Annotated in this window: 19 protein-coding genes and 1 pseudogene; 4 read left to right on the forward strand and 16 right to left on the reverse strand. The window is 53.2% G+C overall.

Features of this window, described 5'->3' with window-relative positions; genetic code table 11:
- Positions 1-56: 56 nt before the first annotated feature.
- From EVJ21_RS08900 to EVJ21_RS08910, 3 genes are read right to left on the reverse strand one after another with little or no spacing between them, the layout of a single operon-like run.
- The gene (locus EVJ21_RS08900; protein WP_131490368.1) at positions 57-398 is read right to left on the reverse strand and encodes a DUF952 domain-containing protein; all 342 of its coding nucleotides are present in this window, start codon (positions 396-398) and stop codon (positions 57-59) included.
- Positions 399-457: 59 nt separating this feature from the next.
- Positions 458-886, reverse strand: coding sequence for a BrxA/BrxB family bacilliredoxin (locus EVJ21_RS08905; RefSeq protein ID WP_070327072.1), 429 nt, complete (start codon positions 884-886; stop codon positions 458-460).
- 34 nt (positions 887-920) lie between these two features.
- Positions 921-2,105 (reverse strand): class I SAM-dependent methyltransferase, encoded by a 1,185-nt coding sequence (locus EVJ21_RS08910; RefSeq protein WP_131490453.1) that lies wholly within the window; start codon positions 2,103-2,105, stop codon positions 921-923.
- Between the two features lie 99 nt (positions 2,106-2,204).
- On the opposite strand from EVJ21_RS08910, the gene EVJ21_RS08915 reads away from it, so the two are divergent.
- Positions 2,205-2,981 carry a sporulation protein gene (locus tag EVJ21_RS08915; RefSeq protein WP_070327070.1) on the forward strand — a complete coding sequence of 259 codons (777 nt, stop codon included), beginning with the start codon at positions 2,205-2,207 and terminating at the stop codon, positions 2,979-2,981.
- Positions 2,982-3,022: 41 nt separating this feature from the next.
- Here the strand turns inward: EVJ21_RS08915 and EVJ21_RS08920 are convergent, their stop codons facing one another.
- The 8 genes from EVJ21_RS08920 to EVJ21_RS08955 all read right to left on the reverse strand — a co-directional run bounded on the left by EVJ21_RS08920 (position 3,023) and on the right by EVJ21_RS08955 (position 12,635).
- Positions 3,023-4,336: a dihydrolipoamide acetyltransferase family protein gene (locus tag EVJ21_RS08920; protein ID WP_131463714.1), complete on the reverse strand. Its 1,314-nt coding sequence runs from the start codon at positions 4,334-4,336 to the stop codon at positions 3,023-3,025.
- 11 nt (positions 4,337-4,347) lie between these two features.
- Positions 4,348-5,325: an alpha-ketoacid dehydrogenase subunit beta gene (locus EVJ21_RS08925; RefSeq protein ID WP_070327068.1), complete on the reverse strand. Its 978-nt coding sequence runs from the start codon at positions 5,323-5,325 to the stop codon at positions 4,348-4,350.
- Positions 5,325-6,323 (reverse strand): thiamine pyrophosphate-dependent dehydrogenase E1 component subunit alpha, encoded by a 999-nt coding sequence (locus EVJ21_RS08930; protein ID WP_070327907.1) that lies wholly within the window; start codon positions 6,321-6,323, stop codon positions 5,325-5,327. The genes EVJ21_RS08925 and EVJ21_RS08930 overlap by 1 nt, the downstream gene beginning before the upstream one ends.
- Before the next feature lie 23 nt (positions 6,324-6,346).
- Positions 6,347-7,756 carry a dihydrolipoyl dehydrogenase gene (gene lpdA, locus EVJ21_RS08935; RefSeq protein WP_131490369.1) on the reverse strand — a complete coding sequence of 470 codons (1,410 nt, stop codon included), beginning with the start codon at positions 7,754-7,756 and terminating at the stop codon, positions 6,347-6,349.
- Entirely contained in the window at positions 7,740-8,831 is a 1,092-nt protein-coding gene (gene buk / locus EVJ21_RS08940; RefSeq protein WP_131490370.1) for a butyrate kinase, read from the reverse strand. The genes lpdA and buk overlap by 17 nt, the downstream gene beginning before the upstream one ends.
- A 1-nt stretch (position 8,832) precedes the next feature.
- On the reverse strand, positions 8,833-9,954 hold the full coding sequence (locus tag EVJ21_RS08945; RefSeq protein WP_131463720.1) for a Glu/Leu/Phe/Val family dehydrogenase: 1,122 nt from the start codon (positions 9,952-9,954) through the stop codon (positions 8,833-8,835).
- 24 nt (positions 9,955-9,978) lie between these two features.
- Positions 9,979-10,875 (reverse strand): phosphate butyryltransferase, encoded by an 897-nt coding sequence (gene yqiS / locus EVJ21_RS08950; RefSeq protein WP_131463722.1) that lies wholly within the window; start codon positions 10,873-10,875, stop codon positions 9,979-9,981.
- Between the two features lie 122 nt (positions 10,876-10,997).
- Positions 10,998-12,635: a sigma 54-interacting transcriptional regulator gene (locus EVJ21_RS08955; RefSeq protein ID WP_131463724.1), complete on the reverse strand. Its 1,638-nt coding sequence runs from the start codon at positions 12,633-12,635 to the stop codon at positions 10,998-11,000.
- 132 nt (positions 12,636-12,767) lie between these two features.
- On the opposite strand from EVJ21_RS08955, the gene EVJ21_RS08960 reads away from it, so the two are divergent.
- The 3 genes and pseudogenes from EVJ21_RS08960 to EVJ21_RS08970 all read left to right on the forward strand — a co-directional run bounded on the left by EVJ21_RS08960 (position 12,768) and on the right by EVJ21_RS08970 (position 14,190).
- Positions 12,768-13,016, forward strand: a complete 249-nt coding sequence (locus EVJ21_RS08960; protein WP_016510497.1) for a DUF2627 domain-containing protein — start codon at positions 12,768-12,770, stop codon at positions 13,014-13,016.
- A gap of 568 nt (positions 13,017-13,584) precedes the next feature.
- Positions 13,585-13,935, forward strand: a pseudogene (locus EVJ21_RS08965) (IS1595 family transposase); the annotation flags it as partial.
- A gap of 30 nt (positions 13,936-13,965) precedes the next feature.
- Complete coding sequence (locus EVJ21_RS08970) at positions 13,966-14,190, forward strand: hypothetical protein (RefSeq protein ID WP_131463726.1); 225 nt, start codon at positions 13,966-13,968, stop codon at positions 14,188-14,190.
- A 154-nt stretch (positions 14,191-14,344) separates the two neighbouring features.
- On the opposite strand, the gene spo0A is transcribed toward EVJ21_RS08970, so the two are convergent.
- From spo0A to dxs, 5 genes are all read right to left on the reverse strand, one after another.
- Positions 14,345-15,076 carry a sporulation transcription factor Spo0A gene (gene spo0A, locus EVJ21_RS08975; RefSeq protein WP_131439845.1) on the reverse strand — a complete coding sequence of 244 codons (732 nt, stop codon included), beginning with the start codon at positions 15,074-15,076 and terminating at the stop codon, positions 14,345-14,347.
- Positions 15,077-16,774 carry a DNA repair protein RecN gene (gene recN / locus EVJ21_RS08980; RefSeq protein ID WP_070327062.1) on the reverse strand — a complete coding sequence of 566 codons (1,698 nt, stop codon included), beginning with the start codon at positions 16,772-16,774 and terminating at the stop codon, positions 15,077-15,079.
- Between the two features lie 13 nt (positions 16,775-16,787).
- Positions 16,788-17,237 carry a transcriptional regulator AhrC/ArgR gene (ahrC, locus tag EVJ21_RS08985; protein WP_016510386.1) on the reverse strand — a complete coding sequence of 150 codons (450 nt, stop codon included), beginning with the start codon at positions 17,235-17,237 and terminating at the stop codon, positions 16,788-16,790.
- A gap of 148 nt (positions 17,238-17,385) precedes the next feature.
- Positions 17,386-18,207 carry a TlyA family RNA methyltransferase gene (locus EVJ21_RS08990; protein ID WP_070327061.1) on the reverse strand — a complete coding sequence of 274 codons (822 nt, stop codon included), beginning with the start codon at positions 18,205-18,207 and terminating at the stop codon, positions 17,386-17,388.
- Between the two features lie 6 nt (positions 18,208-18,213).
- A complete protein-coding gene (gene dxs / locus EVJ21_RS08995; RefSeq protein WP_070327906.1) occupies positions 18,214-20,106 on the reverse strand; it encodes a 1-deoxy-D-xylulose-5-phosphate synthase in 1,893 nt (630 codons plus the stop codon).
- Positions 20,107-20,161 lie beyond the last annotated feature (55 nt).

Here is a 20,161-nt window from a genome sequence, read left to right on the forward strand (position 1 = left end):
ACACATAATTATTAATTGTAAAGTATATTCATGCATAAAAATCAAAAAAATTACGGTCACATCCGCTCGTAAGCGAAATACGTGACCGTACCGTTATCTGTCGACCCATAAGGTTGCACCCGTTTCACCGACGTGATCGGGATGGCGCTATATACGTGCGGATAGCGATCTCCGTCCTCATCTAGCTCGTAGTGGAGCAAGCTACCAAGGCGCTTAATATGGAACGAGACGAGCACGACCCGCTCCCCGTGATAGTGACGCCTCGCGACTTTACTGATCTGTTGCGGGGTGCAGCAACGAACGTACCCTTCTGTTTGGAGCGATTCTTCGTTGATCTCACCTCGCGACAAGGCGATCGCATATTCCGCCTCACTCATGATTTTAACGACTGGTTCCATTCGATCGATCCCTTCTTAAGGAAAAGCGCAAAGGCAAAGCCTTTGCGCCCACACATTGATTACGCGTAATAAATATCGAACAACGTCTGTAACTGTTCGACGAGCTCTTCAGCCGTCGACGACTCAATCGTGCTCCGTTCGACCATCGTGACGATGTTTCCATCTTCGAGTAGCGCGATCGATGGTGACGACGGGGCGTACCCTTCGAAATACTCACGAGCCCGGTCCGTCGCTTCCCGGTCTTGTCCGGCGAAGACGGTGACGAACTGATCCGGTTTCGTGCCTTCCATCTTGTTCACATAGGCCGCGGCCGGACGAGCGATCCCACCGGCGCAACCACATACCGAGTTGACGAGCACGAGCGTCTTGCCTTCTTTCTTCAGTGCCGCATCGACTTCTTCCGGTGTCGTCAGTTCGGTGTATCCTGCTGCCCGTACCTCATTGCGTGCCTGTTCGACTACATCTTGAAAGTATAATTGAAAATCCATATTGTTTCCCCTTTCGACTTTCGTCTTATCTTTCTTATTTTACGTCTTGTGGATCGGTTAGGACAAGTCTATCGCTCAACTGACCTTCAAGGAACGGGTCCGCACCGAGTAACGACTTGAACGCTTTGTAGCGGACGCGCTGCTCTTCGGTCGCTTCGCGGTTCGTCAAATAGGCGCGAATCAAAATATTTTTTGGTGTATGTTCCATGTCGATAAATTCGAGCAACTGCGCTTCATAGCCGACGAGACCGAGCAGTTCGGCCCGGATCGAATCGGTGGCGAGCGCCGCGAACCGTTCCTTGACGAGGCCGTGTTGAAGCATGACGTCGAGGCTCGGCGCCTCGAGTTGCCGGTTCAGTTCTTTCTGGCAACACGGCACGCTCAAGATGACTTTCGCCCCCCAGCGGACCGCTCGCGCGAGCGCCATGTCGGTCGCGACGTCGCAGGCATGGAGCGTGACGACCATATCGACCGCCGACTCGCCTTCAAATTCATTGATGTCCCCAACGAGAAACTCGAGCCGCTCGTAGCCGAGGTCGCGGGCGATCCCGGCGCACTCCTCGATGACTTCCTTCTTCAAATCGAGCCCGGTGATGTGTACGTCATACCCTTTCATCTCATGCAAGAAATGGTACAAGGCGAACGTCAGATACGATTTGCCCGAACCGAAATCGAGAATCCGGACAGTCCGGTCGGTCGGGAGGTATTTGATCGAATCCTCGATGAACTCGAGGAACCGGTTGATTTGTTTAAACTTATCGTACTTCTGACGCTTCACTTTCCCATCTACCGACTGGACGCCGAGGCGAATCAGGAACGGGACCGGCTCATCGACCGGCAACACGTACTGCTTTTCGCGGTTGTGCGTCAGTTTCACTTGCTTCACGTCCGTTGGCCGCTCTTTATACGTTACTTTAAACTTTTTCGAGAGTTGGAAATGGAGCTCGGTCGCTTTCAGCTGAAACTGTCCTTGCCGGAAGTTTTCGAGCAGCTGTCCAAGCTCTGCGATCGCTTCTTCCGTACGTAAATTTTTATGTTTCATGACGCGCTCAAATTGGTATTCAAACTGTATGTGGTACTCATCTTTCAACAATACCGGCTTCAGTTTCACCCGGCGTAAATCGCTCGATTTTTGACGTGGTTGACTGATTGTCGCCGTCACAAGCTCCCCATCTTCGATCAGACCGTTGAGCCGTTCCATCAAATCTGTATATTCCACTTGATTCATCCTTTTTTTAAGTAGTTGCGAAACTTTTTAAACGTGCATCCGTACATACTATTACACGAACACGTGCAAACGTCAAAGGAGGATCACCATATGTTTAAAAAGTTACTTTCATCGATTGGAATCGGGGCTGCGACTGTCGATACGCGCCTGGCGGAGAACAGTTGTGTTCCCGGCGGTACGCTCGACGGGGTCGTCCACATCAAAGGCGGCAACGTCGAACAATCGGTCGACCGTATCTACATTTTCTTCAATACGCTCTACAAGCACGAGGTCAATGACAAGACGACCTATTCGACGTTCACGATCGAAAAAATCCTGTTGAACGAGGCACCATTCATGATCGGACCGGACGAAGTGAAAGAGATCCCGTTCACGATCGAAGTGCCGTTCAACACACCGATCTCCGTCAGCCAGTCGAAGACATGGATCGAGACCGGCCTCGATATCGCCCAAGCGGTCGACCCGAAAGACGAGGACTCGATTCTCGTCAAACCGAACCGCGAGCAGCAAGTCATCCTCGACGTGCTCGACGATATCGGTTTCCGGCTAAAAAAAGCCGACACCGAGATGCTGCCGGCCAGACATCGCTCGGGACGACTCCCAATCGCTCAAGAGCTCGAGTATTCGCCGAACGGCACAAGTTTCGGACGTCGGCTCGACGAACTCGAGGTCATCTTACTGCAAGACGAGACGAGCCTCGACTTGTTGATCCAAGTCGACAAGAGCGTCCATAGTTTAGGCAGTCTATTCGCCGACTTAACCGGGACCGATGAGTCGACACATCGGCTCAGTTACTCACAGGCCGACTTATCTTCGCCCGAACGTATTCGCCGCGACATCGAGTCATTGATTGAACGGTCAATTTAACGAAAGGAGCCACGGACATGCGTCCATGGCTCCTTTTTGGATCAATAAAGTGTGTACGTGTTCGGGTCGATTGATTCGAGCGACTGTTTAATCGCCTGTAAAAACTGTCCGGCGACGAGACCGTCGAGGACGCGGTGATCGACCGACATGCACAAGTTGACCATGTCGCGTGCCGCGAACATACCGTTCACCCAGACGGGACGTTTCACGATCGATTCGACCGAGAGAATCGCCGCTTGCGGGTAGTTCAAGATCGGGGCCGATTGGATCGATCCGAAAGCGCCCGTATTGTTGATCGTGAACGTGCCGCCACGCATCTCGTCGGCTTTCAAGCGGTTTGCGCGGGCACGGCCGGCGACGTCTTGAAGCGCGACGGCGAGCCCTTTGATGTTCTTCTCGTCCGCATGCTTGATGACCGGGACGTAGAGCGCATCGTTCGCCGCGACGGCGACCGATAGATGGATATCTTTATGGACTTTGATATGGTCCCCGGCCCACTCCGAATTCATCATCGGATGTTTCTTCAGACCCTCGACCGCCGCCTTCATGAAGAACGGCATAAACGTCAACTTGACGCCTTCCCGTTCGAAGAACTCATCTTTCAATTTGGCGCGCGCCTCGACGAGGTTCGTCACGTCGACTTCGATCATGAGCCACGCGTGCGGTGCCTCGTGCTTCGAGCGGACCATGTTGCTCGCGATCGCTTGACGGACACCCGCCGTCGGGATCATCTCAATACGGTCTGACGATTCACTCGGTGTCGAAGCGGTCATTGGCGCGACGACAGGCTTCGTGACGGTTTCTGGCACATCGAGCTTCACTTGCGTCATCGTCTCTTGAACCGGTACTTGCGTCGCCGGTTCCGGTTGACGCGGACGACCTTCCGATAAGTAACGAAGGACGTCTTTGCGCGTGATCCGGCCACCGAGTCCTGAGCCGTCGAGTTGATCCAAATCGATATCATTCTCACTCGCGAGACGGATGACGGCCGGTGAGAAACGCCCGTTCGCGCTTCTATTACGCGGCGGCGCGGAAACAGGAACGGTCGCGACGACCGCAGCCTGTTCCGGCTGCTTCGTGTCTTCAGTTGTCAATTCGGCGGGCTCATCGGTAGCGCTTGCGACTTCCATCGTCAAGACCGGCGTGCCGACGCTAACGGTATCGCCTTCACCAATCAACAGCTCTTTAATGATCCCAGCACTCGTCGCCGGGATCTCGGCCGTCACTTTATCGGTCATGACCTCAGCGAGTGGTTCATACTCTTCGACCCGGTCGCCCGGCTTGACGAGGAATGTCGTGATCGTCCCTTCGGTCACACTTTCCCCGAGTTGTGGCATCTTGATCGTCTGTTCCATAAGACCCCTCCTTAAAACGCAGCGAGCTGACGGGCCCGCTCCGCAATTTTTTCAGGGGATACGATGAAATACTTCTCCATCGGTGGCGCGTACGGCATCGCCGGCACGTCCGGTCCTGCCAAGCGTTCGATCGGCGCATCGAGTTCAAACAGCGCTTTCTCGGCGATGATGGCTGCAACTTCCCCGATGATGCTGCCTTCTTTATTGTCTTCGGTCACGAGCAGGACTTTACCCGTCTTCTTGACGGCTTCGACGATCGCGTCTTGATCGAGCGGATAGACCGTGCGTAAATCCAAAATATGCGTGCTGATCCCTTCCGCCTCGAGCGTCTTCGCGGCTTCTTGGGCCATATGGACACAGAGGCCGTACGTGATGATCGTCACGTCGTCGCCTTCGCGTTTTACGGCGGCCTTGCCGATCTCGACCGTATAGTCGTCAGTCGGTAAGTCCGCCTTTAACAAGCGGTACGCCCGTTTATGCTCAAAGAAGAGGACAGGATCGTTCGAACGGATCGCCGCCTTGAGCAGTCCTTTGGCGTCGACCGGGTCGGACGGGATGACGACTTTCAAACCAGGCGTCGAGTTGAACATGCCCTCGACCGACTGTGAATGATAGAGCGCGCCATGGATCCCGCCCCCGAACGGCGCCCGGATGACCATCGGACACGTCCAGTCATTGTTCGAGCGATAACGGATTTTCGCCGCCTCGGACACGATTTGGTTGACGGCCGGCATGATGAAGTCGGCGAACTGCATCTCGGCGATCGGCCGCATCCCATACATGGCCGCACCGATCCCAACGCCTGCGATCGCACTTTCAGCGAGCGGAGCATCGATGACACGGTCCTCACCATACTTTTCAATCAAGCCTTGCGTCGCCCGGAAGACACCACCGCGGACGCCGACGTCCTCACCGAGCACGAACACGTTCTCATCGCGTTCCATCTCTTCATGGATTGCTTCGTTGATCGCTTCAATAAACGTTTTCATCAGTTATCCCCCTCGTACACGTGGTCCATCGTCGATTCCGGTGACGCGTAAGGCGCCTTGTCGGCGTACGTCGTCGCTTCGTTCACTTCGACGTCGACTTTCGTCTCGATGTCTGTGAGTTCGGCCTCGGTTGCGACGCCATCTTCGAGCAATCGCTTCCGGAACAACTGAATCCCGTCGCGGTTTTTCAGTTCGGCGAGTTCTTCTGACGAGCGGTACGCCTTGTCATCGTCATCCGACGAGTGCGGCACGAGCCGTTCGACTTCCGCCTCGATCAACGTCGGCCCTTCTCCGCGGAGTGCGCGGGCGCGGGCCTCTTTCACGGCGACGTAGACGGCGATCGGGTCTATCCCGTCGACCGTCACTCCTGGCATCCCGTATCCTTTCGCCCGGTCCGAGACGCGCTCGCAGGCGAGTTGCTTCGACAGCGGTACCGAGATCGCGTACTTGTTGTTCTCACAGAACAAAATGACCGGAAGTTTATGCACGCCGGCAAAGTTTGCCCCTTCGTGGAAGTCCCCTTGGTTCGACGAGCCTTCACCGAACGATACGAACGTGACGAGCTCTTCTTTTTTCAGTTTGGCCGCGAGTGCGACACCGACCGCGTGCGGCACTTGCGTCGTCACCGGAGACGACCCCGTCACGATGCGAAGTTGTTTCGAGCCGAAGTGACCTGGCATTTGCCGGCCGCCCGAGTTCGGGTCTTCCGCTTTGGCGAACGCCGACAACATCAAGTCACGCGCCGTCTGACCGAAATGCAAGACGACGGCGACGTCCCGGTAGTATGGGAGGATGTAGTCGGTCCCTTTCTCGAGGGCGAACGCCGCCCCGACTTGGGCCGCTTCTTGTCCTTGACACGAGACGACGAACGGGATTTTTCCGGCTCGGTTCAATTTCCACATCCGTTCATCGATTTTACGGGCCCGGACCATCGTCTCAAACATCGCGGTGAGGTCTTGTTTCGACAAGCCGAGCTCTTCATATGAATTCACAGTCATTTGTTCCATTTCCTGTTTCCTCCTTAGGCGTGAATCGGTAACCCGTCCACGGCGAGCGCCGCTTCTTGGAATGCTTCGCTCAGTGCCGGGTGCGGGTGGACGAGCTGACCCATCTCCCAAGCCGTCGCGTTCAAGACGAGGGCGAGCCCGCCTTCCGTGATCAGTTCTGTCGCTTTCGGTCCGACGATGTGGACTCCGAGCAGGTCGTCAGTGTCCGAATCTGAGATCAGCTTGACGAATCCGTCGGCTTGTCCTTCGATCCGGGCTTTTCCGAGACCGTTGAAACGGTACGTCCCCGTCTTGACAACGTGTCCCGCTACTTTTGCCGCCTCTTCGGTCAATCCGACCGATGCGACTTCGGGTACACCGTACACACAGCGCGGGATGACGTTGTAGTCGAGCGGTGTCGGTTCTTGACCGAGAATCGCTTCGACCGCTTTGACACCTTCAGCTGACGCGACGTGGGCGAGCTGGAGTTTACCGATGCAGTCACCGATCGCAAAGATGTGACGTTCTTTCGTCCGATATTGCGAGTCGACTTGGATGACGCCGTTCTCGACGATGATCGACGTGTTCTGCAGCCCGAGGTCTTCCGTATTCGCGATCCGACCGATCGAGACGAGCACACAGTCGACCGTAAGTTGTTCGTCACCGACCGCGAGCGCGACATCGTCCGCTGACACGGTCGTCCGTTCCGGGTCGACCGTCACATTTTTCTTCACACGCACGCCGCGCTTCTTGAGCAGTCGCTCGACTTCTCGCGAGACGGCCTTGTCTTCGAGCGGTAACAGACGTTCGCCGACCTCGATCAGCGTCACGTCGACATCGAGGTCGATCAGCATCGACGCCCATTCGACGCCGATGACGCCGCCTCCGATGATGGCGATGGACGTCGGCAACTGCTCGAACCGGAGCAAGTCGTCTGAATTGAGGATGCGCTCATGATCGAACGGCAACCCTGGGAGCTCCCGGGGGATCGATCCCGTCGCGATGATCAACTGGTTCGGCAACAACAGCTCCGACTCGCCGGTTTCATCCTCGACCGCGACCGTTCCCGGTTGGGGCGAGAAGATGCTCGGTCCCAAGATCGAGGCTTTGCCGCGGAATACTTCGATTTTCCCTTGCTTCATCAAGTGCTCGATGCCTTTCTCAAGGCCGGAGACGAGCTCTCGTTTGAACGTTTGTGCCCGTCCCATGTTGAACGTGACCGTCCCGACTTCTACGCCATACGTTTCGCCATGTTTCGCCGTTTGATAGACGTGCGCTGCCTTCAAGAGCGCTTTTGTCGGGATGCAGCCTTTATGTAGACATGTCCCGCCTAGTTTTTCCGCCTCGACGATCGCGACGTGCTTACCGGCCTGCGCCGCTTTGATCGCGGCGACGTAACCACCAGGTCCGCCGCCGATGACGATGACATCAAATTCTCGTGCCATGTGTATCCCCCTCATATGCTTTTACAGCTTCTTCCTGCCGGATGATCCGAAGGGCCCCTTCCGTGAGCGCCTTCAATTCATCCTCACCCGGATAGACGTGGACGGGTGCCAAGTAGCCGACCCGGTCTTTGATCTTCCCGGTCAGCCAATCCGAGTAGGCGATCCCGCCCGTCAAGATGATGGCATCGACGTTCCCGGACAGCGTGGCCCCGTGCTTGGAGATCTCTTGGGCGACTCGGTACGCCATCGTCTCATAGAGAAGTGCGGCCTTATCGTCACCTGCCGTCATCCGGTCTTCGATTTCGATGGCGTCGACCGTTCCGAGGTGCGCATACAGTCCACCACGACCGACGATTTTCTGTTTCATATCGTTTTTATTATACCTGGTACTATAACATAGTTCTACTACCTGTCCAACAGGAATCGAGCCGGCTCGTTCCGGTGCGAGCGGACCGTCCCCGTCGAGTCCATTGTTCACATCGATGACGTTCCCGGACGCGTGCGCCCCGACCGTGATGCCGCCCCCGAGATGCGCGATAATCAAGTTGAGCTCATTGTAATCGCTTCCATTTTCTGCGGCAAAGCGCTTGCCCACGGCTTTTTGATTCAAGGCGTGGAAGATGCTCCGTCGATTGATTTCTGGCATGCCCGTCGCTCGAGCGAGGTCATGCATCTCGTCAACGACTACCGGGTCGACGATAAAATTCGGTACTTGAAATAATTCACCGAGCTTATGGGCGATCAAGCCGCCCAAGTTGGATGCGTGCACGCCGTAGCGCCCGCTCGTGAGATCTTCGCGCATGAGTTCATTGACAACATATGTCCCCGAAGTCATTGGGGCGAGCAGTCCGCCGCGACCGACGATCGCCGACAACGATTCGCCGGCGATGCCTGATTCAATTAACAAGTCCCGTACTTCTCGCTCCCGGTGAGGCAATTGTTCCGGGAGTGACAATCCTGTGACATCTTCTCCGTGGCGGACCGTTTTCGACAAAATTTCGTCTGAGCCCTCAAATAAACCGACTTTCGTTGACGTCGATCCCGGGTTGATCGCTAGAACGAGTTGTCTCGTCATGTTAGCGCCCACCTAACAGGCTCTTTTCGACTTTCAAGAACTGGCTGCGCGAACGCGACATCATCTCGATGCGCTCTTCGGCCATCTTCTCTGCCGCGACGTGAGTCGGTACCCCGTCCCGTTCAGCGATTTCGAACACACGCTGCATGTTGTCATAAATCAAGTCGACTTTCTTCATGGCCCGCTCGCGGTTGTACCCTTCGAGCTCATCGGCCACGTTGATGACACCGCCGGCATTGATGACGAAGTCTGGTGCGTACAAGATGCCTCGCTCCTCTAACACGTCGCCGTGACGGTCTTCAGCGAGTTGGTTGTTGGCCGCACCGGCCACGATTTGAGCTTTCAGTTGCGGGATCGTCGCATCGTTGATGACCGCACCGAGCGCACATGGCGCGAAGATGTCACACTCGACCGCATAAATCTCATCCGGTTTGACGACTGTCGCCCCAAAGTCCGTCTCGGCACGTTTGAGCGCGTCTTCGTTAATGTCCGTGACGATCAGATGCGCGCCTTCCTCATGCAAGTGGCGGCACAAATTATAGGCGACGTTCCCGACACCTTGGACGGCGACCGTCTTGCCGGCGAGCGAGTCGGAACCGAACTTCCACTTCGCGGCCGCCTTCATGCCGCGATAGACACCGTACGCAGTAACAGGAGACGGGTTGCCGCTCGAGCCGAACGCTGGGCTGACGCCCGTCACGTAGTCGGTCTCCATATGGATGAAGTCCATATCGGCGACGGTCGTGTTGACGTCTTCAGCCGTGATGTAGCGGCCGCTGAGCGACTGGACGTAGCGGCCAAAGGCACGGAACAATGCTTCCGATTTGTCCGTCTTCGCGTTCCCGATGATGACGGCTTTCCCGCCGCCGAGGTTGAGTCCCGCCGCCGCATTCTTGTACGTCATCCCTTTGGCGAGACGTAGCACGTCTGTAAGCGCCTCTTCTTCTGATGTATAATTCCACATCCGCAGTCCGCCGAGGGCTGGTCCGAGCGTCGTATCATGAATCGCGATGATCGCTTTCAAGCCTGATGCTTGATCTTGGCAAAATACGATCTGCTCATAGTCTTCAGCCTGCAATACGTCAAAAATTCGAAAGCGTGGTTCCATGTTTGTTTCCATCATTTTTTATTCCTCCTGAGTCATCAGTTATTTTTTAGCGTGCAATAGGGCGAACGCGAGCGAATAAAGTTTCGCCTCGGCCGTATCGGCCCGGCTTGTCAAGACGACGGGGGCACTGGCCCCGACGACGATCGCCGCGACGCTGGCCCCGGCGAAGTACATGATCGATTTATAAAGGACGTTGCCGACCTCTATGTATGGAACGAGCAATAAGTCGGCTTGTCCGGCCACTTCACTAGCGATTCCTTTTTGTTTGGCGGCAATCATGTCGACGGCGTTGTCGAGTGCGAGCGGTCCGTCGACGACGCAACCCTTGATTTGACCACGCCGGTTCATCTGGGCAAGGAGTGCGGCGTCCATCGTCGCGGTCATTTGCGGATTGACCACTTCAACTGCCGCGATTGCAGCGACACGCGGCAACTCGTAACCGATGTCTCGCATCGCGCCGACCGCGTTATGAATGATATCGACTTTTTCTTCGAGCGTCGGAGCGATATGGATCGCCGCGTCGGTCACACCGATCAACCGCTCCCGATTTGGAATTTGGAACAAGGCGACGTGGCTTAGCGTCCGGCTCGTCCTGAGTCCCGACTCCCGGCTGAGCACCGCCTTCATGAAGACCGAGGTCGACACCATTCCTTTCATGAGAACATCAGCCTCGCCGTTGCGAACCGCAAGTGTCGCTCGTTTGGCGATATCGACTTCTCCCTTGACGTGCAAAATATCGATCGTCGACTCGGCAATGTCATGTTCATCACACAAGCGTTTAATCTCCCGGGCGTCACCGAATAGGATAAATCGTGACAATCCATGGTCGGTCGCAAGCTTGACGGCGCGGATCACTTCCACGTCGGCCGCCCCGGCAATCGACACGGTGCATCCATCTAACCGTTTTGCCCGTTCGAGCATCCTGTCAAAGTTCATCGTTGTCCCCCCTAACCTGTCTACACTTTATATTATGCAAGTTTGTTTCCATTTTTGAAAGCGCTTTAAACAAAGGGCCACCCTGCAATATATTACATAGTAAGCAAAATTATGCATGCATATTACTGCAGACGTTCAAGTTTATTATACAGCGTCCGGATCGAGATGTGTAACCGCCGCGCTGCTTCTGATTTGTTCCCGTCCGCTTCAGCGATCGCCCGGTCGATCAAATCTCGTTCATAGCGAGCGACGGCGTCTTGAAGCGATACGGCTTCGACTGATCGCGCCGTGACGGTCCGTGTCGATAGTTGAAGGTGATGGGGAGCGATCCATTGCTCAGAACTTGCCATATAAATCATCGCCCGGCCAATCACATTCTCAAGCTCACGGACGTTCCCTTTCCAGTATTGACTCTTTAATAGTTCAATCGCAGCTTGATCGACCCCGTGGACGAGTCGACCGTACTCTTGATTCAGTTTACGGATGATCCGCTCGCAAAGCGGCTCGATCTCTTCAAGTCGGTCACGGAGCGGCGGGATGTGGATTGGCATCCGGTTGATCCGATAATATAAATCCTCACGAAACGTCCCGTCCGCCACTTTCTGTTCTAAGTTCGCGTTCGTCGCCGCGATGATCCGGACATCGACCGGGATCGCGTTCGTGCCCCCGACTCGAACGATTTCATGTTCTTGGAGGACACGGAGCAGCTTGACTTGAACGTCGACCGGGAGTTCGCCAATCTCGTCTAAAAACAAAGATCCGCCGTCCGCCTCCTCGAAATAGCCGACTTTCCCGCCGCGCCTTGCCCCGCTGAACGCACCGTCCTCATACCCGAACAGTTCGCTCTCTAACAGCGTCGGCGAGATGGCTGCACAGTTGACTCGGACAAACTTTTTAAACTTCCGCGGCGATTCGCCGTGGATGGCGTGGGCGAACAGTTCTTTGCCGGTGCCGGACTCGCCGCGTATGAGCACGGTGACCGGCGTGAGTGCCGCTAGGCGGGCTTGTTCGATGACAAAGCGCATCGCTTCGCTCGTCGCAATGATATCTGTAAATTGATATTTCGCCTCCAAGTTGCGAATCCGCGTCTTCGCTTCCTTCAACTCATCACGCAACGCCCGAATTTGGGACACGTCGCGAATGACGCCGACGGAACCGCGCAGCTTCCCTTCGACCACAATCGGTTCGGCGTTGACGAGGATGTCTCGGCGCGTCGCCCCGATCTGCATCCGAATATCACGTACGCCTTGACCGGTCGATAAAACTTTCAAGTGCACGCTCTCCTGCATTCCAATGTCGGCCGTCGCCGGTTTATCAACGACATCTTCTTTTTTAAATCCGGTCAAGCGGGTATAGGACGGATTGATTAAAATCGTATTCCCGTTATGGTCGGCGACCGAGATCGCCTCGCTCGTACAGTCGATGATCGCTTCGAGCATCTGTTGGTTCTGCTTCAGCCGCTCGACGACGATCCGGATAAACTCGCCTGGCAGCACGACCGCCTCCGAAAAATGGTCCTTCAGTTCAACGAACGTCTCGCTCTGTCCGGTCGTCTCGATCACAAAGTCGACTTTTTTGTCGGCACACGCGCGCCAATCGCTCGAAGTCTGGATGCCCCAACTCCGTGCTAGCTTCAATCCCTCTGCCGCTATGTCCGAGTCGATGACGGCAGCGACGGTGACGAGTGGGGAATCAAGGAGCATCTTGAGCACCTCGGTCCCGCCTTTCCCCGCTCCGACAATCAACAATCGTTTATTCATTTTTAAAATCCCCCATTTTCCTAATCTATATTCATGCTACTCAACCGCCTTCCTTTTCGCAACTCTTCGAAAAAGGCAGTGTCTCCGCTCTCGTTTTCTGTTAAAATAATGAGTGGAAAAGGAGGAGATACTATGCGTGTGATCGCGCTTCTGATCCTAATCATCCCAGGCCTATTCGGCGTTTACGGCATCAAGCTTTTACGTGACAGCTTCTTTTTAAAAACGAGTGCCCCATTCACATGGATCGAGTCGGTTGCTGCAGCATCGATGTTGCAAGGAACGTTCGGTCTGTTACTGGCAATGGGCGGTATCGGTTTCGTTGCAGGGTATATCTTTAATCGCGACAAGAAGACAGGAAAAGTCCCACGAATAGATTCTTGAACACACAAAAAAAAGGTTCCCTAACTTGACTTCATTTCAAGTGCGGAACCTTTTTATTCATATTGAATTGTGATCACTACGGATGATCTCCTTTCAGACTTGCTATACTGCTTTGACATGAGATCCAATGGTCTTCTTAATGAAGAAGTTTGAAAGAAATTAGTAACTGCCGTCTTGCGTGAACGGAAACGTACTCATTCGAGTTACTAACAAATATTCATCGGGTCATGTCCAACCATCCATTGTGAAGTCGAACGCTTGCCATGAGATGTTCAACGATTGACAACACTCCTTTTGGTCAACTGAACGATTCGTTTTACCCTGACATGGGTCCCTAGCTTCGAACCGATGTCGGAATCGTCTCGCAAATGAGCGAATGTCGCGACCTCTCGTCGGAACAATAACGATTTGAGATGTCGTTCGCACCTCTGAGCTATTAACGGATAGCGAGCCGAGATGATTTCTTGCTCTAACCTGTTCCGGAACATGTTAGAAAGCGTTCATCTGACGCTCGTCCAAGTAACTTGGTACACCTTTATTATAACAAGAATCATCAAAAATGCAAGCGCTTTCTTTTAAGAACGTATTATGCACGGATTCTTGGCGTGCTTTTAAAACATATGCTGCTAAAAAAGGGATGGCTATTTACCAATTCAAATCTGATGGAAAGGTTCGTACGAAGGGGCTTTATCACATACAAAACGTCAATAATTACCACCGTAGGCTAAAAGGGTGGATACAACGGTTTAATGGCGTTACGACCAAGTATTTGAACAATTACCTTGCTTGGTTTCAATTACTAGGAAGTATTCATCACCAACGAAAGGAAGTCACGATGAATGACTTCATAATAAAAGGGAATTTTATTCCAAATAAGGAAACCTATGATACACTTAGGTTATCCAAATTCACGAAATAATTATATTTCTTTATTGGAAGGTTGTGACGTATGAAACGTAAAGATAACAGTAAACGAACTATTATTCAGTGGATTGCATTTGCGATAGTAATACTAGGTCAAGTTATAAGACTAGTGTTGGAGATATCAGGTTTAGCTCAGAACTTATCTTTAAGCACACTTAATGCTATATCCTTGACAGGTTTTGCGATAGGTATTATTTTGATTTTGGTTTCCTTTTTATTTCCCAATAAGAAAAAAAAGGATGGTATATAGAATCTCAACAAAAGGGTGAATTGATAAGGACAATAGAAACAACCAAAGGGACTTCTATATTAATCGGAAGTCCTTTTTTATATAGTAAAAACAACATTAACCTTTAACAGAGCCCATAAAAAAGAAAAGAAATCAGGGGATTCCCCTGACTCCTTCACTGTTGTTTGAACGATTGGTACGTTACGAAATACGAAATAAATTCTGAGTTTTTCGGGCTGCGCTCTCGCTCAGGACGACCGTCAAACATCTCGTGATCCCGCATCCCGTTTTCCCAAGCCGTCTTAATCGCGTGACGCATCGCCCGCTCGACCCGAGACGACGTCGTCTCATGTTCTTTGGCGATCATCGGATACAATTCCTTTGTGATCAACCCTAAAAGTTCTTGCCGCTCCCTCACATAGACGACCGCTTGGCGGATATACTTAAATCCTTTGATCCGCGGCGAGATGCCGAGCTGTTGCAACAAGAGCGAGATGTCGAGTTCTTCTGGCGACATCGGTTCGAACTCGCGGCTTGAACCCGCAGCCAGCTCGCGGATTTTAGAAATCAGTTGTTGAATGTTGAACGGTTTGACCAAGAAATAAGAAGCACCCAGTTGAACGGCTTGTTTCGTGACTTCATCTTTCCCGAAAGCGCTGAGCATGATGACTTCCGGCTTCGTGTTTGGCAAGTCTACTTGAAGCCGTTCTAGCACACCGATCCCGTCAAGATGCGGCATGATGATATCTAGCAGTAGCACATCCGGCTGGTGTGTCTTGACGACGTCTAAGCATGCTTCGCCGTCGAAAGCGGTCCCTACGACTTTCAAGTCGGACTCGGACTCAAGTTGTCGAGTCAACAAGTCGACAATTTCACGATTGTCGTCCGCAATGCATAATGTAATCAATTAAGACACTCCTTCGATAAACTTCCGTTTTAATTGGAGGGACATATCAAGCAGCTCCTCCACATGCTGTTTCGTCAGATCGGTCATTTGCGCACCGGCAATCATTCTTCCGAGTTCATCGATGCGGTCCTCATGGCTAAGCGCGGCGACGTTTGTCTTCGTCCGTTCGTCCGTCTCGGTCTTCGTAATATACAAGTGATGATCCGCCATGGCGGCCACTTGGGCCAAATGCGTGATACAAAGCACTTGTGAACCGACCGACAAGCGGAAAATCTTCTCCCCCATCGCTTGGGCAACCCGTCCCGAGACACCCGTATCGACTTCGTCAAAAATAATTGACGCGACACCGACCGTCCTTGAGAAAATCGATTTTAACGCGAGCATGACCCGTGACAGCTCTCCGCCTGAGGCGACTTTCGCTAGCGGCTTGAACGGCTCTCCGACGTTCGTCATCATATAGAATTCGACTTGATCGAGCCCGTCCGCCTTGCACGACACTTCTTTGAATCGGACCTCAAACTTCGTCTTCTCCATATAGAGCTCTTTCAACTCACGCTGAATTGCCTTCTCAAGCTCGCCGGCTGCTCGTTTCCTTGCTGCCGACAACTCGAGGCCGGCCGAACGCATCAAATGTTCGAGCCTGTCGAGACGATCTGTTATTTCTTGAAGATGTTCTTCCCGATTTGTCATCGTTTTTAACTCTTCTGTGATTTTTTCTCCGTACGTGATGACGTCGTCAATCGTCGCCCCGTATTTCCGTTTCAATTGTTGGAACAACGCGAGGCGCGTTTCAATCTCATCGAGCCGGATCGGATCAAATTCAAGCGAATCGAGTTGGTCGCGCAATTGGAACTTGGCGTCTTCAAGCAGGAAGTATGCGTTCGAGATCATCTCGGCCATCGGCGCAAGTGATGCCGTGAGCGCCGAACCTTCTTCCATCTCCCGCATCGCGATGCCGATTTGATCAATCCCTTTCCCCTCGTCCGCAACGGCGTCGTAGGACAAGCGGACGTGCTGATGAATCCGTTCAAAGTTTGCAAGTTCGTTCCGTTCTTCAGTCAACGCCTGCTCTTCCCCGACTTTGAGCTCGGCCGCGTCGATTTCATTCGTTTGAAACGATAATAAGTCCATTCGTTGGGCCAATTCCTGCTCGCTCTGACTGAGTCGTTTCAGTTCATCAGCGACACGTTTCCAATCGGTGTACGTCTCGTGATAACGCGCTAACAACGGGGCCAGATCCGTTTCGCCGAAACTGTCCAATATGCCGAGATGATGCTCGGCATCCATCAAATGTTGGTGCTCGTGTTGTCCATGAATATCGACCAAGAGACGTCCCAACTCACGCAACGTCGACAGCGGCATCATTTTGCCGTTGACACGACACACACTCTTACCGCTACTATGTAAATCACGGCGCAAAATGACGGTCCCTTCCTCGATCTCGATTCCGTACTGCGTCGCCGCCTCGATGATCAAGTGATCGGGTTCGACTACGAACAGCCCTTCGATTTCCGCTTTATCTTGACCGTAACGCACGAATTCACTCGAACCTCGTCCTCCGACGAGCAGTCCGATCGCATCCAAGAGAATTGATTTTCCCGCCCCGGTCTCTCCGGTCAATACGGTCATCCCGCGCTTGAACGTGACGTTCAATTCATCGATGATCGCAAATTGTTTGATCGATAGTTCTGCTAACATCTGATAATTCACCTCATAACATTCCGAGTAGTCGTTCGATGATCTGCTTCGCCTGGTCCTCATCCCGCGCAATCATCAAGATCGTATCATCCCCGCACACTGTCCCGATTAATTCATCCCATGACAAGTGGTCAATCAAGACGCCGATCGCGTCCGCATTACCGGGCAACACTTTCATGACGACCAAGTTTTGGGCCGAGTCGACTGAGACGAAGCTGTCTCCGAGTATCCGTTTCATCTTGCCATACGGGTTGAAGCGCTGGTCGGCCGGCAGACTATACTTATAGCGGCCGTCGTTGAGCGGCACCTTGACGAGATGAAGTTCTTTAATGTCACGCGACACTGTCGCCTGCGTCACTGGGTAACCAGACCGATGGAGTTCGTCCACGAGTTCATCTTGGGTCTCAATTTCACGATTCGTAACGATTTCTCGAATTTTAATCAATCGTTGTCCTTTGTTCATACGCCCTGACACCTCATTTTTCGTTTCACATATACAGTATCATTCTAAAGTATTGACGAAAAAAGGTCTACCATTCCAAGGTTGAAAAGGAAAGATATGGTGAGCAACCACCTTTAAAAACAGCTGCAGACAAATCGTCTGCAGCTGTTCATACGGTTTTCTTCAGTTGAGTATGTGCCTTGTCGATGACCGCTGACACGTCGAGAGCTGGTTCGACCCCACCGATCCCCGTGTAACGGGCGAACAGCAAGAATTCGATATTGCCGTCACCGCCAGTGATCGGCGAGAAGTCGAGCCCTTCGACCCAGAACCCTTCAGATGCGAAGTAGCGGACCATCTCATTGACGACGCGTTCATGAATCGACCGGTCCCGAACGATGCCTTTTTTTCCGACATCCGCTTTACCGGCCTCAAATTGAGGCTTGATGAGCGCCATGACGACACCGTCCGGTTTTAAAATTTGTTTTAACGGCGGAATCATCAGCCGAAGCGAGATGAACGAGACGTCAATCGTCGCAAAGTCGGGTTGAATCGGGAACTGCTCGTTCGTTGCGTGCCGAAAGTTCATCCGTTCCATGACGACAACACGTTCGTCGCTCCGAAGCTTCCAAGCCAACTGATTGTAACCGACGTCGACCGCATACATTTGCGTCGCCCCGTTTTGAAGGGCACAGTCGGTAAAACCACCCGTCGACGAGCCGATATCGATCCCGATACGCCCGGAGACGTCGAGCGGGAACACTTGGAGTGCTTTTTCAAGCTTTAGCCCGCCACGGCCGACGTAAGGCATTGTCTGCCCTTTGACTTCGAGCGGGATGTCGTCAAACACTTTATCGCCGGCTTTATCGAGCCGCTCCGTCCCGCTGTATACGATTCCGGCCATGACGGCCCGTTTCGCTTTCTCTCTCGTCTCCGCTAATCCGCGATCGACGAGCAATACATCTAATCTTGTTTTATTTCGTTTTTCCATAATTCCTCACACATTCTGTCGATTTGTCATTTGAATGAACTGCTCTACCGATTCCGCAATTTGAGACGGTCTGAGCCCGATCTCTTCTAGCAGTTGATTGACCGCGCCATGTTCAATATAACGGTCCGGAATCCCTAGACGAAGGACGCGCGGGAACTGTCTCGCATCACTCGCATGCTCGAGCACACTGCTTCCGAACCCTCCGGCAAGAACGGCCTCTTCGAGCGTGACGAGCGGGATGCCTTCCTCATAGAGCGCGGTAAGCATCGCATCGTCGAGCGGTTTGATCGTACGGCAGTTGATGACCCGTACGCTCCGTTGTCCTTCGAGGAGCGTTCTCACTTCTAGCGCATCTTGCACTTGCGGCCCGAACGTCAAGATGGCCACGTCCGTCCCGTCAGCCACGACTTCCCACTCATCGAGCGGAAGTTCACGCAACGTCTCACTCATCGGGGTACCGATGCCTTCTCCACGCGGGAACCGCACAGCGATCGGTCCATCATCGTATTTTAACGCCGTGTAGACGAGATGTTGCAATTCTTCCTCATCTTTCGCCATCAAAATCCGAATGTTTGGCACATGGCGCATGAAGGCGATATCGAACACGCCTTGGTGCGTCTCCCCGTCGGCGCCGACAAGGCCCGACCGGTCAATCGTGAAGACGACGTTCAAGTTTTGGCGGCAAATATCGTGCACGAGCTGATCATAGGCGCGCTGGAAGAACGTCGAATAGATTGAAACGACCGGTTTGAGACCTTGTGTCGCTTGACCTCCGGCGAGCGTGACCGCATGTTGCTCGGCGATGCCGACGTCAAACATGCGTTCCGGGAATTGCTTGTTGAAACAGTCCAGTTTCGAACCGACGCTCATCGCTGGCGTGATCAACGTCACACGCTCATCCGTCTCCGCGACTTTCGTAATCGTTTCGGCAACGACTTTTGAATAACTCGGTCCTTTGACTTTCCCTTTAATGACTTCACCAGATTCAATCTTGTACGGTCCGAGACCGTGCCACGTCCCGATGCCGTCTAGTTCGGCCGGGCGATAGCCTTTGCCTTTTTTCGTGATGACATGGACGAGTACCGGTCCATCAATTTTTTTCGCATACTCGAGTGTCTCAAGCAAATCTTTCAAATCATGACCGTCCGTCGGTCCGAAGTAAGTGAAGCCAAGTTCTTCGAAGAACGTACCCGGTATGAGTGCCGACTTCAACATATACTTGACTCGTTCGCCACTGCGTTCGAGCGAACTTCCGACAATCGGGATGTGCTTGATGAGCGCTTCGACTTCCTCGCGGGCATGCTTCAGTTTACGTGACGCCCGCATCCGGCCGAGCATATTATGCATCGCCCCGACGTTTGGTGCGATCGACATTTCATTGTCATTTAAAATGACGATGACGTTTTGTTTCTCGGCCCCGATGTGATTGAGTGCTTCGAGCGCCATTCCGCCCGTGAGAGCACCGTCTCCGATGATGGCGATGGCGCGATCATTCGCTCGTCCTTTTAGCTCGTTGGCGATGGCAATCCCCATTGCCGCCGACAACGAGGTCGAACTGTGCCCCGTCTCCCATACATCGTGCTCGCTCTCACAGCGCTTCGGAAACCCACATAAGCCATTATACTGGCGAAGCGTGTCGAACTGGTTCGTCCGTCCCGTTAAAATTTTGTGGACATAGGCTTGATGCCCCACGTCCCATACGAGTTGATCTTTCGGACTGTCAAATACACGGTGCAAGGCAAGCGTCAACTCGACAACGCCGAGGTTCGGCCCGAGATGCCCTCCCGTTTCTGCCAATTTTTCAATCAAGAACCGTCTGATGTCTGCGCCAAGCGCTTCGATCTCGGTCACCGACATTTTCTTTAAAAATGACGGGTCTTGAATGGATGTCAGGTCCATGATGACCATCCTTTCTCCTGTCGTATTACTGATTCGTACCTTACATTTTACAAGA

Source organism: Exiguobacterium sp. SH0S2 (assembly GCF_004337185.1).
GTDB classification, from domain to species: domain Bacteria; phylum Bacillota; class Bacilli; order Exiguobacteriales; family Exiguobacteriaceae; genus Exiguobacterium; species Exiguobacterium aurantiacum_A.

Excerpts from the sequence above, each read along its gene's own strand:
- EVJ21_RS08930 (WP_070327907.1), bottom strand. The coding sequence starts at position 6,323 with ATGACTGTGAATTCATATGAAGAGCTCGGCTTGTCGAAACAAGACCTC.
- buk (WP_131490370.1), bottom strand. The coding sequence starts at position 8,831 with ATGACGAGACAACTCGTTCTAGCGATCAACCCGGGATCGACGTCAACG.
- yqiS (WP_131463722.1), bottom strand. The coding sequence starts at position 10,875 with ATGAACTTTGACAGGATGCTCGAACGGGCAAAACGGTTAGATGGATGC.
- EVJ21_RS08925 (WP_070327068.1), bottom strand. The coding sequence starts at position 5,325 with ATGAAAACGTTTATTGAAGCGATCAACGAAGCAATCCATGAAGAGATG.
- EVJ21_RS08990 (WP_070327061.1), bottom strand. The coding sequence starts at position 18,207 with ATGGAAAAACGAAATAAAACAAGATTAGATGTATTGCTCGTCGATCGC.
- ahrC (WP_016510386.1), bottom strand. The coding sequence starts at position 17,237 with ATGAACAAAGGACAACGATTGATTAAAATTCGAGAAATCGTTACGAAT.
- EVJ21_RS08900 (WP_131490368.1), bottom strand. The coding sequence starts at position 398 with ATGGAACCAGTCGTTAAAATCATGAGTGAGGCGGAATATGCGATCGCC.
- dxs (WP_070327906.1), bottom strand. The coding sequence starts at position 20,106 with ATGGACCTGACATCCATTCAAGACCCGTCATTTTTAAAGAAAATGTCG.
- EVJ21_RS08905 (WP_070327072.1), bottom strand. The coding sequence starts at position 886 with ATGGATTTTCAATTATACTTTCAAGATGTAGTCGAACAGGCACGCAAT.
- recN (WP_070327062.1), bottom strand. The coding sequence starts at position 16,774 with ATGTTAGCAGAACTATCGATCAAACAATTTGCGATCATCGATGAATTG.
- lpdA (WP_131490369.1), bottom strand. The coding sequence starts at position 7,756 with ATGGCACGAGAATTTGATGTCATCGTCATCGGCGGCGGACCTGGTGGT.
- EVJ21_RS08960 (WP_016510497.1), top strand. The coding sequence starts at position 12,768 with ATGCGTGTGATCGCGCTTCTGATCCTAATCATCCCAGGCCTATTCGGC.
- EVJ21_RS08955 (WP_131463724.1), bottom strand. The coding sequence starts at position 12,635 with ATGAATAAACGATTGTTGATTGTCGGAGCGGGGAAAGGCGGGACCGAG.
- EVJ21_RS08915 (WP_070327070.1), top strand. The coding sequence starts at position 2,205 with ATGTTTAAAAAGTTACTTTCATCGATTGGAATCGGGGCTGCGACTGTC.
- EVJ21_RS08945 (WP_131463720.1), bottom strand. The coding sequence starts at position 9,954 with ATGATGGAAACAAACATGGAACCACGCTTTCGAATTTTTGACGTATTG.
- EVJ21_RS08920 (WP_131463714.1), bottom strand. The coding sequence starts at position 4,336 with ATGGAACAGACGATCAAGATGCCACAACTCGGGGAAAGTGTGACCGAA.
- EVJ21_RS08970 (WP_131463726.1), top strand. The coding sequence starts at position 13,966 with ATGAAACGTAAAGATAACAGTAAACGAACTATTATTCAGTGGATTGCA.